The sequence below is a fragment of the Virgibacillus halotolerans genome, assembly GCF_016908515.1.
Taxonomy (GTDB): domain Bacteria; phylum Bacillota; class Bacilli; order Bacillales; family Amphibacillaceae; genus Virgibacillus_M; species Virgibacillus_M halotolerans.
Genome location: NZ_JAFBEA010000002.1, coordinates 281,342 through 294,183, shown reverse-complemented (window position 1 = coordinate 294,183; position 12,842 = coordinate 281,342). Strand labels below are relative to the sequence as shown.

The 12,842-nt window shown below is 36.4% G+C and carries 12 protein-coding genes; all 12 read right to left on the bottom strand.

Translation table 11 applies throughout. The features are described from left to right. Positions 1 to 3: 3 nt before the first annotated feature. Complete coding sequence (locus JOC34_RS07730; protein WP_205136179.1) at positions 4 to 879, bottom strand: amidohydrolase family protein; 876 nt, start codon at positions 877 to 879, stop codon at positions 4 to 6. Positions 880 to 904: 25 nt separating this feature from the next. Continuing rightward, positions 905 to 2,323: an MFS transporter gene (locus JOC34_RS07725; protein WP_205136178.1), complete on the bottom strand. Its 1,419-nt coding sequence runs from the start codon at positions 2,321 to 2,323 to the stop codon at positions 905 to 907. A gap of 398 nt (positions 2,324 to 2,721) precedes the next feature. Next, positions 2,722 to 3,480, bottom strand: coding sequence for a helix-turn-helix transcriptional regulator (locus JOC34_RS07720; RefSeq protein WP_205136177.1), 759 nt, complete (start codon positions 3,478 to 3,480; stop codon positions 2,722 to 2,724). An 831-nt stretch (positions 3,481 to 4,311) separates the two neighbouring features. Then, positions 4,312 to 5,316 carry a catechol 2,3-dioxygenase gene (locus tag JOC34_RS07715; protein ID WP_239544170.1) on the bottom strand — a complete coding sequence of 335 codons (1,005 nt, stop codon included), beginning with the start codon at positions 5,314 to 5,316 and terminating at the stop codon, positions 4,312 to 4,314. Between the two features lie 150 nt (positions 5,317 to 5,466). Continuing rightward, the gene (locus JOC34_RS07710) at positions 5,467 to 5,706 is read right to left on the bottom strand and encodes an indolepyruvate ferredoxin oxidoreductase subunit alpha (protein WP_205136176.1); all 240 of its coding nucleotides are present in this window, start codon (positions 5,704 to 5,706) and stop codon (positions 5,467 to 5,469) included. A 51-nt stretch (positions 5,707 to 5,757) separates the two neighbouring features. Then, positions 5,758 to 6,813, bottom strand: coding sequence for an NAD(P)/FAD-dependent oxidoreductase (locus tag JOC34_RS07705; protein WP_205136175.1), 1,056 nt, complete (start codon positions 6,811 to 6,813; stop codon positions 5,758 to 5,760). Between the two features lie 71 nt (positions 6,814 to 6,884). Further along, positions 6,885 to 7,892, bottom strand: coding sequence for a TRAP transporter substrate-binding protein DctP (gene dctP, locus JOC34_RS07700; RefSeq protein ID WP_205136174.1), 1,008 nt, complete (start codon positions 7,890 to 7,892; stop codon positions 6,885 to 6,887). Between the two features lie 191 nt (positions 7,893 to 8,083). Then, positions 8,084 to 9,397, bottom strand: coding sequence for a TRAP transporter large permease (locus JOC34_RS07695; protein WP_205136173.1), 1,314 nt, complete (start codon positions 9,395 to 9,397; stop codon positions 8,084 to 8,086). A gap of 53 nt (positions 9,398 to 9,450) precedes the next feature. Then, entirely contained in the window at positions 9,451 to 9,948 is a 498-nt protein-coding gene (locus tag JOC34_RS07690; protein ID WP_205136172.1) for a TRAP transporter small permease subunit, read from the bottom strand. Positions 9,949 to 10,000: 52 nt separating this feature from the next. Continuing rightward, the gene (locus tag JOC34_RS07685; protein ID WP_205136171.1) at positions 10,001 to 11,401 is read right to left on the bottom strand and encodes an amidase; all 1,401 of its coding nucleotides are present in this window, start codon (positions 11,399 to 11,401) and stop codon (positions 10,001 to 10,003) included. A gap of 304 nt (positions 11,402 to 11,705) precedes the next feature. Continuing rightward, entirely contained in the window at positions 11,706 to 12,068 is a 363-nt protein-coding gene (locus JOC34_RS07680) for a hypothetical protein (protein ID WP_205136170.1), read from the bottom strand. Between the two features lie 23 nt (positions 12,069 to 12,091). After that, positions 12,092 to 12,832 (bottom strand): SDR family NAD(P)-dependent oxidoreductase, encoded by a 741-nt coding sequence (locus tag JOC34_RS07675; protein WP_205136169.1) that lies wholly within the window; start codon positions 12,830 to 12,832, stop codon positions 12,092 to 12,094. Positions 12,833 to 12,842 lie beyond the last annotated feature (10 nt).

The following is a 12,842-nucleotide window of genomic DNA, read 5'->3' as shown; positions in this document are numbered from 1 at the left end:
AGATCACACTAAATCTAAATTGAATAAGCGAATGGCATTTTCTCTACAAATTTTCCGATAGACAGTTGCCGAGATCTTTCCCTTTTCAACTGCTTCATCAAGAAAATCACCAAGCGGAAAATACATATCTGTATTGGTCATATCTGTCGCAAACATTAACCGATCTTGAAACTCCTCTAAGAAGGCATAGCCGAATTCAGGATCTCGCATAATGGCATTACCTGCGCTATTTGCGGAGAGATCACCATATAGATTGGGGTACTTACGGAACAATTCCGGCACCCTGCCCCCTGGTTTGACTGGTCCGGATGGATATTCATTTCTGGAATCATTATCCTGCGGCATATCGCCGCCGATTTCATACCAGAATGGCTGGGAATGCCCAACAATCTGGAGGTTTGGGAATTTAGCTAAAGCGCCTTCTAAACGCGGAAGGCCAATGTCATCAACAACACCATAATTAAAGTCTTTCCTAGGACTCATATGGAAAAGAAACGGCATCTCTAACTTTTCACTAATGCTTAAAACTGCTTCCAATCTGGGATCATCAAAATAACAATTTTTCGTAAATTCGCCTACACCTTTCGCTCCCAATGCTTTATACCGAATTAGTCTTTCTTCAACATCATCTAGATTTTCAATATCGATATTACACAACCAGGAAAACGTTTCCGGATATTGATGGGCAATTGCACAAACATCCATATTGCCCCCATAGATTTCATAAAACTCACCACCAGGTAAAATGATTCCATGTTCCACATGATGGGTGTCCATATAGTCTTTCATCACGTTTGCTTCCGCAATATGAAATGAATCTTTTTTAATTCCTAATCCATCATAGGTAATGTGTAAATGTGTATCAATCTTTTTCATCATATAAACCACTCCTTCTTATCCATTACTATTCAAAGACTTGATGCTCTCTACGTTGTTTCAATTCCTCCGTCACGTGCTCCGTTTTCTCCTTCGTCAAATTAAAGATAAAACCGATACCAATCAGCTGAATGGTGACGGATAGTAATGGGATTCCAGTCCCAATCCATCTGATATTCTCAATAACATCCGGTGATTGGGTGGCATTGCCTGCAATATAGCCAATCACGCCAAGCAAAAAACTTGCTCCCGATGCCGCGATAACTGTGCCAATTTTTCGGGAGAATGCGTAGATGGAGAATAGGGAACCATCATTTCTTTCACCAGTGATATATTCATGGTAATCTAAACAATCCGACACCAATGACCAAACAAGCACAAAATAGGGCGCCACTCCTACACTACCAATCGCATAAAGTAGAATAAATACATACTCATTTGAAATTGGTACTAAAAATTGAAACAGGAATACAAGAAAACTAAAGGATAAAGAGATTAATAGTATATTTCGTTTTCCAAATCTCTTTGCTAACCTTGGTACGACGATAAAGCCAAGAATACTTCCCGGAATAGCTGCAAGCATTACCAACTGTACGACTTGTGGGTTACCATAATATTCTCCAAATAAATAAGTGCTGAATTGGATGTATCCTGTAATGGTAATCAGTTGACCAACCGTCGCAACCATTAGTCCCATTAATGGTCTATTCTTTGGCAAGCTTTTTAACACCTTTTTATAGTTGAACTTTGCCTTCGTTTCAACGGGTTCTTTTACACGCTCAGGTACTAACTTTAATAAGGTTGTATAACCCAGTAAAGAAAGAATTCCAAAGATAACGGCTATATAAAAGAAAGCTTGCGGTACAACATCACCATTACTATTAAATATAAATAACGGCACAAAGGACATAAATACACCACCAACTAGCAAACCGCCGATTCCCCTTGCCCGTGAAAGCTTTGTACGTTCATCTGGATTTGGAGTAACGATGGACATCATCGAGCCAAATGGCATGGATGTTCCAGTATAAGACATACCCACTAATATATAAGTAACAACAACCCAGACATGCGTAAATCCACTTCCCAGTCCTGACACATTTGTATAAGCCAAAACACCTGATATTGCGAGTGGGAACATCGCTAGCTTGATATATGGTTTAAATTTATCGCCACTTTTCCCTAGTTTCCATCTGTCTGGAAACGATCCAATAAGTGGATCATTTATTGCATCCCATGTTCTTGCAATAAGAAACACTGCTGACATAAAAAACGGACTTAATCCAAGGACATACGTGCAAAATACAAGAAAAAATGAATCTACATATAGATTAACAAAGCTTCCTGCCGAATCACCTGCCGCGTAACCAATTTCGTCCCTAATACCAAATTTTCTTGGTTTAGTATTTTGTTGTAGAGCTTTTTCTTCCTCTATCTTTAATTCCATACAATCTCCCCCTCACGTTTTTGTATACGATTACTTGCCTGTACTAATCCGCTTACAAAAACGTTTTATTTTTTTGTTTAGTTTTTCTTGCCAACAAACTAAATAAAATTAGATAAGAATTCAGGATTACCAGTATCAATGCAGCGCTTTCACCACCACCATAAAACCTCCTTCTAGATTTAAGCCATATAGATGTCATAAAATATCAAACAAATTTTGAAAGCGTTTTATTAAGTATTACTTATATCTTACATGGTTTAAGCTATAATTAATTAACTTATACTAGCAATTTCTTATACTATAATTGCATTTTGTAATTCCAAATTAAAAACACCTACTTTTATATAGGTGTTTTACAAAATATAGAATGATTCATCCCGTCTGATAGGGGAACTTTTTTAATCCCTGATATGCATTTTTCTGTATTCTTTTGAGGTCATTCCTGTTTCTTCTTTGAATACCTTTGAAAAGTACGGTACATTGTTAAATCCTACCATCATACTTAGCTCTGTTATCGTAAGATTTGAATGGAGAAGGAGTTCCTTCGCTTCTTTTAATCTTTTTTGATTACGAAAATGACTGATGGTCATCCCTTTTTCCTTTTTAAACGTACGCATTAAGTGGGATGGATGTACATGTAATCTTTTGGCCATTTCATCTATGGTGTCGTCCTCTGCAAAATTCATTTCAACATAATTCTCGACCCTTTCAACAAGCGTAACACCCTTGCCTTTTTTGATTCTAAGTGATGGATCCGTATATGCATCAATCATGTTTTCATGAATCTGATCCAGCTGTGATGATTTACTTGAATGTTCAATCATAATAGCGTACTTTTCCGACATAAAATGGGACTGTGAAGCACTTAGTCCTCCTTTTTCGGCACTATAGCCATATAGTGTGTTATGAGATAAAAGGATATTTTTATAGGAACGTAATCTGTTACCAGGTACTCTATTAAAAATTTTTAATGGATCTTCTTTCATATGCTCGAACCGAAAAAGTTCTCTATGCTTATTTAATTGTGCTGTATTACAGGTTTGAATAGCATAAAGAAAAGCCTCCCGTTTTTTATGCGTTTCCTCGATGATCCCTTGTGTTGTAATTTCATCATTAAAATGCAATGCTTCCTGATCTGTACGATCGTATTTTTTCATTTCCCTTCACCCGCTTTATAATATCATCTGGATGCTTTAAAAAATGCGCGTGATTCTGTCTTGAACAAAGCCTACTTCATTTATGACATTGCAGCAACTACGCATGCACTCATTATAGCCTAATTTGCTGGGTTTAGGACGACACTATCCCGGTTATACTTTTAAAAATAAAAAATGACGCAAGAATAAAATGGGTATCTCCCGCTATTCTAAGCGTCCTCAGTCTAGCTGTAATATTAATTGACATTAAACGCCAGATCTTTAAAAGTAAAGACCTTTGCATCTTGATTTCAATGTGCTTTATATTATTTAACAAACAGTAGATATTCACCCGCTTGGAGTTTGATAAACACCACACATTTTGTTCTAGGAAGAGTACTGTTATATGAAAATTGAGTTATTTATCTTTAAAAGTTTAATACTTATTCAAAACAGAGTATACTTTAATTTGAAAATAATACAATAATAAAAGACTTAACGGTGCTACTAACACCATTCAGCCGAAGTGCAATTCCCATACAAAAGGCGACACACAAATAGTTTGGGATAAATAACCGTACTAAATGCTGTCAGACTTATATAGGGTGGGGTGGCTATTTTTCTTTGTTTATCTATGTCAGCATAAGCAATATTCAACGCACCAAAATTTAGCATTATAAATATTGTTTCGAAAGTAGACATAGGCGTCAGCCCCCTCCGTGGGAATGAGCCACCACCATGAAAGCCTAAATATATTCTCAATTATACAGATTATTATCTAGCTAATTACTTATCATAAATTGAACATTTTACTTCCTTTTTCATGTATGAAACATACACCCACTGCAATATCTACTTCAGAACCGGCACTTTCACATTTGGTGTTCCATATTTAAAGTACGAATCCGGTAGTGGTGCACCGTAATAAATAATCGCTCTTTCTGTTTCCTCCTGTGTCCAAGTTACTGGCTTCCAATCCGGATCAAAGATAAGGTATCCGGAATCACCGAATAATTCGATACGATTGCCGCCTGGCTCAATTACATACATACACAATGCCTGGGATACCCCGTGTTTTAAAGGTCCTGCTTCAATTTCAACACCATTTTCCGTCAATAGTTCTGCCAGGTCATCCAAATGTTGTGGGAAACCATACCAGAAGGCAACGTGGTGCAGCCTTCCTAATCCTTTTTCAGCAGTTCCCTGGTCACCCATCAATGCCAGTTCATGGACTAACGGACTCACACTTAACCATGCGCCGATTTCAGATCCATCATTCTTAACCACATGTTCTCTTAAATTAAATCCAAGCGCATCCATCATATAATTTTTATTTAACGTCACATCACTGGACAACAAATTAACATGATCAATACGACGAACTGGAATACCTTTATTCGGTCTTTTTTGTGGACGGTTTTTCAATAACGTTATTTCGCTTTCTGGCGCCTTATAATATTCCACATCATACAGTATTTCCATCGCATGATTATCAGGCGTTGTAAATTGATAAGCTGCACCGTGTCCAAGATCCCCTTCTATCCAGCCTTTTCCTGCACCGGATCGCTCCAGATCTTTTACCCGCCGCTCTAATGCATTCTTTGAACGTGCTCTCCAACTTACATGTCCTAAGCCTGGTTCATTTCTTTCGGTTACTTTCAGTGAATGATGGTAAAAATCCTCATAGGAACGCAGATAAACCGATTGCCCTTCTCTCTCTACTTCTGTCATGCCTAATAATTCCTTAAAAAACCAGAGTGTTTTATCTGGAACCGGTGTGAAGATTTCCACATGAGCTAATTGCGCGACATCAAATCTTTTTAATTCATTTTCCATTCTTTTTAATTCATTTTCCATTTGTAATTCCCCCTGTTTTTTAATTCCCTCTGATAGCGCTTCCACTATTATATAAAATAGATTAATAGAAGCGTATGAGATAATGATTTCTCATTGTAACTGTTTTCCAATTGAATGATGCAGTAAAATCATCCCTTTTCTATCTACTTACTATTCAGGCTGATAAAACTTACGATTTAATTCAATATATTCACTTTCCTCCTCTGGTATCTCATCTTCAATAAATATTGCCTCAACTGGACATACATCTTCGCATGCTCCACACTCAATACATAACTCAGGATCAATGAAGAACATATCTTTGCCTTCTTTTATGCAATCTACGGGACATACTTGCACACATTCTCCTGACTTTTCACCATTGCAAGGTGAGGTAATAACAAAAGCCAATTCAAACTCCTCCTTCTTATTTTTTGGACTTAGGATAATTAACTACTTCGTTTAGATGGATATAGTTTCAGGTTTGTTTTTAGGGTCACCTATTAAACTTGTACTATGTTTTGGTTGTACTCTTGCTTTTGGATCAATATACACTTTTGCATTATTAACTGCTGTTGGCCCTTCACCGAATCCTGTAACAATTAATTTCACTTTTCCAGGATAGGTGGTTATATCCCCTGCGGCATATATCCCTGGTATATTGGTTTCCATTTTCGTATTGACAACGATGCTATTTTTCTCTATCTCTAACCCCCAATTTTTGATTGGTCCCAATGAAGAAACAAATCCATAATTACAAAGTATCGCATCAATTTCCAAGTCAATTTCCTTATCACCCTGCACCTCTTGTAATTTCACCTTATCTATTTTATTATCACCAGTGATTTCTATTGGAGAAAAGGGTGTTAAAATATCTACATTAGATTTCTGTAACATCTCGACACTGTGTTCTAACGCCCTAAAATTATTCCGTCGGTGGACTAATGTAACTTTCTTTGCAATCGGCTCCAGCATCAGTGACCAATCAACTGCAGAGTCTCCACCACCTAAGATCATCACATGTTTATCCTTAAATTGTTTCATATCTTTTACATGATAATGCAGGTTAATATTTTCAAATTGATCACATTCCCCAACATTTAAGCGACGTGGTTGAAATGCTCCATTACCAGCTGTTATAATAATGGTCTTTGTATAATGAATTTCTTTATTGGTAGTCAATTTAAATGTATTGTCCTCTAGCCTTTCCACCTTTTCTATTGATTGATCTAAAATAATCGATGGATCAAACATCTTCGCTTGTTCTTCTAAATTATCTACTAACGCTTGAGCTCGAACTTTTGGGAACCCTGCAACATCATATATATATTTCTCTGGATATAAGGCGGTTAATTGCCCACCTGTATGCGGTAAACTTTCAATCACTTTAACACTTGCCTGTCGTATCCCGCAGTAAAAAGCAGTAAACAACCCGGTAGGACCTGCGCCAATTATTGTAATATCAACCGGATCAGTACTAGCTGGATTCTTTAATTCTTCATTTTCACTCGTTATCATAAAACACTCTCCTCTTCAGCTGATATTTTAGAAAAGCACAAAATATAAAACACCAAAACTTAATATATTCTTCACTCTTTTGTAGTTAAGGCTTTTAGTTCTTCTAATAGTTCAGGGACATCCTTTTGTAAACCCTTCCATTCAGTCTCATAAGCTACTTTTAAAAATTTTTCTTCCTCTCTATTGGAAAGTTTTATAAAGCTGACTCCTTCCTTTTCCAATTCTTTTCTTTCCTTTTTATATAGATTTTCATAATACGCAACCATATATTTTTCATAGTCTGCTGAAGCTCTTATTATCGCTCTCTGGTCTTCAACTGAAATTTCTTCCCATTTATCATTATTCATTAATATTACACAGTTTTGTGTCCAGAAAGGTTCATCTAATACATATTTAGATGAATCAGTCCAACCATCTCTTCTAGGTCCGCTAAGACCTCCATATACAAATCCTTCTACAACTCCAGTTTGTAATGAAGTGTAAACTTCTGAAGGATCAATCATAGCCGAAGATATACCTAACTTATCAAAAAAGCGGGAATAATTAGGTGCTGATCTAATGGACATATTTCTCAGATCATCCATATTCTTTATTGGTTTATTTAGCCACAACCTTGGCGAACCTGTTAACCATCGTCCTAAATACATCGCATTTATATTTTTATGTTGTTCGACCATCAATTCATAAAAACCATTTTCTCTTTCCTCCCATGGTTCTATTTGTGAGATTGGTATACTTCGGGATTCCGGGAGCATTGATTGATACTGCCCTACATAAGTAAAATTGATGTCCACGACTCCGGAATTCATAGCCTCATATTGCTCGCTAATTGGAATTACTTCGCCCCCACCCCTCCAGTTCACCTTCACCCTTCCCTCAGTTGCTTCATCAATCCTATCGATCCACTCTTGAAGCGTTGCTGTTAACTCATTGTTTTTCGGTAAAAAGCTAACCGCATTTAAAGTTATCTCATTGGAATTGTTGCTTCCATTTTCGGCTTTTCCCTCATAGTTACAGGCTGCTAAAAGAACGATTACTAATAAAAAAATGATAGGTTTTAATACATTGAAATATCTCATATTTCCCCTCCCTTAATTATATTTTTTTGCATTCATTCAATTAAATAAGCCCGCAACAGAGTAATAATCATCTATAACATAATTCAATTTTACAGTATTCGAAAGATATTTTTAACAACCTAATAGGTCTGAATATGAGTAATATTGGGACTTGTTAGGTTAAAGATATAAAGGTAATCATTTAAAACACATTATTTAGTCAAACTTGGTAGCCAAAGTGTTAACTCAGGGAAAACGATCATGATTACCATTAATATTACATTTATAAATAAAAATGGTATTACCGATTTGTATATCTCAACCATAGTGACAGTATCCTTAGTCACACCTTTCATAGCAAATAGATCCATTCCAAACGGCGGTGTAATTGTTGCCATTTGCATATTAAGGAGCATAATTGCACCAAACCACAATGGATCAAATCCTAAACTGTTTGAAATCGGCATTAACATTGGAAGTGTAATCATCATAATTGATAGAGGTTCCATAAAACAGCCGAGTATAAGTAATATGATCTGGATCAATATTAATATAAAAATAGGACGGACATTTATATCAGAAATCAGTCCGACAAAACCTTGTGTAACTCCTGTATAACTTAAAATTTGACCAAATGTGGTAGATCCAATCATTATCATAAAAATCATAACACTTGATTTCATTGTCCCAGTCAATGAATCCCAAATTGTTGTCCATGTTAATCCACCATAAAAGTAAGATAATATTATTGTTCCCAGAGCACCTAAAACAGCGCTTTGAGTTGGGGTTGCTAATCCCAATATAATGACACCCAATAATAGGAATATGATAATGCCCAAAGGTAAAATGTATTTAACAGTATCAATTAGCTTTTCAGTTAACGATATTTTCTCGACATGATAGACTGGGGCAAGATTTGGCTGTAAATAACTTCTGACAATGACGTATATAAGAAATAAAAAAGCTAATATAATACCTGGAATTGTTATCGCCAGTAAAAAATGTCCAACAGGTATTGAAGCGAGAGAAGCCAACAAAATGCCTAATGCCGTTGGCGGAATCATAGTGGCAAGTCCAGCACTTCCCAAAATTGGTCCTACTGACATTTCGTTCTTATAACCCTTTTTTTGCATATCCGGTACTAGTAACGACCCGAGTAATGCTGTACTAGCAACACTGGAGCCACTCAGCACTGAAAATAATGTTCCACTACCGACAGCTATAATACTTAAACGACCTGGTAGTTTACCTAACCATTTGCCAACCGCATCAAAAACTTTTCCTCCTAATCCGGTTCTGAACATAATTTCCCCCATTAGTATGAACATTGGTATAGGTAATAAAGAAAACTTAGATGTGGCGGAAAACATATTTAATATCAATTGATTTAATCCCGATTCACCATTCCATAATATAATTACACTGATAATATTAATAGTTATAAATGAAAATGCTACTGGTAATCCAATAATTAAAAGGAAAAATACTCCTCCGAAAACCAGGATTAAAATACCCCACCATTCCATGATAGACCCTCCCATTCAGTATATTTAAGTGTTTACTCACGTTTTCAACCAATTTAGGAGGTTCCACGAATTTTTTTAAATACGTGCAAAAGTTTTTTTGAAAATTGTATAGATAAGAACATAAAGCTTATTGGGATTATTACGATGAGTAAAAAACGAGGTACTTCTAATATAGACTCTGTCCGAACCCCTCTCTCATAAAGACCCCATGTTGTAAAAAATCCACTCACTGTTATTATTAAAGAAATGATTAATCCGATACATGAGTTAATGGTTTCTAAAAAAAACCTTTTTCTTTCCCTTAATTTATTCAAAAATAAATCAAGCTTAATGTGCCCATCCTGCTTTAATAAGTAAGCAGCACCAAGAAGCGGAAACGCCGCTAGTAGATACTCTGTAACTTCCAATATCCAGGGATATGAGTAATTAAAAAAGTTGATGGTAATGATATCAATAACGATCAATAATGCAATGAACGCGATTATCAATCTAGCAAAGAAAGCCATTATGTCTATTACATGATCAAAAAATCTACTAATTACCTTTAACACGCCCGTTTCACCCCCATAAAACTACCAATAGCTGTTACGATTTCTCTTTTCATTAAAGTTGATTCGTATAGATGTAGTTCTTATTTTTTTTCAACGCCATCGACCATTTCTCTGAACGCTCATAACAATCACCAATTTCGAGAATTCTTTGATCAGAAAATGGCTTTCCTATAAGCTGTAATCCTACAGGTAAAATCTCGGTTGTAAATCCGCATGCAATAGATAAAGAAGGAAATCCCAGTATATTTGCTAATGGTGTTTTCCCAAGTGTAAACATATTACTGATCGCTTGCTCTGGCACCATGGTTCCAATATCAAGTGGTGGCTGAACATTTGTTGGTCCGATTAATGCATCTATCCCTATCATCTGTTCCATTGTATATTCGATAAACTTTTTCCTTATCCGGTGTGCTCTAATATAATCAGTTGCTGAAATGTCCTTTCCAAACTGAAAGCGGTATTTTAAATCCTCTCCATATAAATCTCCATAGTCTCTCAAAAGGGGCTCATGAAATGAAAGGGCCTCTGATTGAGCAATTGTTTTCAATCCTTCTAATGCATCTTCTAATTTAGGTAAATCAATTGGAACAATCTCGGCACCCAATGCCTCGAATTGCTTAAATGCCTGCATAATTACTGATTTCATTTCCTTATCAATCTGCGTGAACATATATGTCTCGTGAAAACCAAGTTTTACTCCTTGTAAATTTTGAAGCGAATTTTCAATTAAGACCGAATGGTTCTTTTCATTATTTCCCTTCATAACTTCAAGCATGATTGAGGCATCCTTTACTGTTCTTGTCATTGGTCCAATATGATCAAGAGACCAGCTAAATGGCAAACTTCCCTCACGACTTACCAAATCATATGTAGGCTTCATTCCGACAGTCCCACACATTGCAGCTGGAAGGCGTATCGATCCAGCTGTATCTGTACCTACTGCCCCAAATGCCATCCCAGTCGCTACAGCAATTGCCGAACCTCCACTTGAACCACCCGGAGTTTTTTGCGAATTCCAAGGGTTTTTTGCATTCCCAAAATGTGGATTCTCTGTCGTTGCTCCCATTGCAAATTCATGTAAATTTGTCTTACCAATAATAATAGCACCTGCATTTTTAAGTTTTTTGATCACTGTTGCATCTTCATCGGGAACCCATTCTTGAAAAACTTTTGATCCAGCTGTTGTTCGAGTGCCTTTTGTTTGAATAATATCTTTCACGGCTATTGGAATACCGTGTAAAAACCCCCTATTTTTTCCTTTACGCAGATCATCTTCTAATTGATTTGCTTGTGCAATCGCTTCTTTTTCCATTACAGTTATAAACGCACAAAGTGAAGGGGAATTTTCTTTAATTCTTTCAAGTGTAAGCTCAGTTAACTCTACCGGAGACACTTCTCTATTATCTATTAATGTGGTCACTGCTTCAATATCCTTGAAAAATATGTCATTCATTCAATAGCCTCCTCAAATTTATCCAACTCCAGTTGAAAAGCTGGTTCCGATTCAATGAGCCAATTTTCCTCAATCCTTAAAAAATTAATTAAGTAATCAGTTAAGTCCACATCCATCCTCCCCAATCGTTCCTATCCTCCAGGTAGAAATTCCAAATGCAAATAGGCGTAGGCTTAAACATTTTATATTTTAACCCTATATAGAAAATTGGGATCGAATATTAGAAAAAAACCAAATGTATCTATAATCGATCCCACAATCTGACTGTATTAAACCATTGTTTTTTAGAGTCTTAATTAAGAAGTTAGTTTTCCAGTAGAAAAAATGGTCGACCAATGGAAGCCTCTATACGAAAATATCGATCAATACCTGCATCTCTAAAGGCATGCGTCATATTGGTAATCGTTTGTAAATCTGGAACATCATATAGAAAACAAGCATGCCAGTTAACTGGCCCCGATGATCCAGCTGTCATAATATCCCTATCAAAAGTTCCTAGTAATTTTGATCCATTTTCCTCCCATTCGTTTAATATCTTCTTTAAATTAGGTAATAATTCTTGTTCCTTTTGTTTCTGTGTTGTTTCAAACCAACCTGTCGACTCAAACGTCATAAAGACTCTAAGCGGAGTTGGTATTTCCGGTGCTCCGTGCTTAATATCTGACATATGCACACATCCCCTTTCAAATTTTAACGCATTAATAACCCGCCATTGATATCAAAAGTTGCTCCCGTAATATATCCAGTCGAATCGGATGCGAGATAAGAAACCATTTTCGCAACTTCCTCTGACTTACCAAACCGTTGAACTGGAATTGACCTTTTCATTACTTTTAATTTGCCAGAATCCATTTTTTCCATTTCTGGAGACTCAATTGCCGCTGGAGATACTGTATTCACAGTAATACCACTATCTGCTAAATAACGAGCAAATGTCTTTGTTAATGCAAATTGTCCAGCCTTCGATGCACAATAGTGGGCTCCTGACGTTAAAGGACCCGCTTGACCACCGTATGAAGATACATTAATTATCCGCCCCCACTTTTGACTTTTCATCTGTTCAATAACGGCTTGTGAAAAGAAGAATGTCCCACCTAAATTAATTGAAACGATATTGTTCCACTCTTCTTCATCGATCTCTTCAATACCTGTTTCCTTTCGAACTGCAGCATTATTGACTAATACATCAATTCGTCCCCACTTTTCTATAACAGTGTTCACGGTTTTTTTAACTGCAGAAACGTCCGACACGTCCATCTGGATAGTGTCAATCTCTCCATTTTCATGTGCGATCTCTTTTTTTGCTGCTGTCAAGCTATCCTCGTTTCTTCCTGTGATCACAACTTTAGCGCCATTTTCAACGAAATCTTTTGCCATGTATTTACCAAGACCTTTTGATCCCCCGGTAACAATAACAACTTTATCCCTCATTTTTAACCCT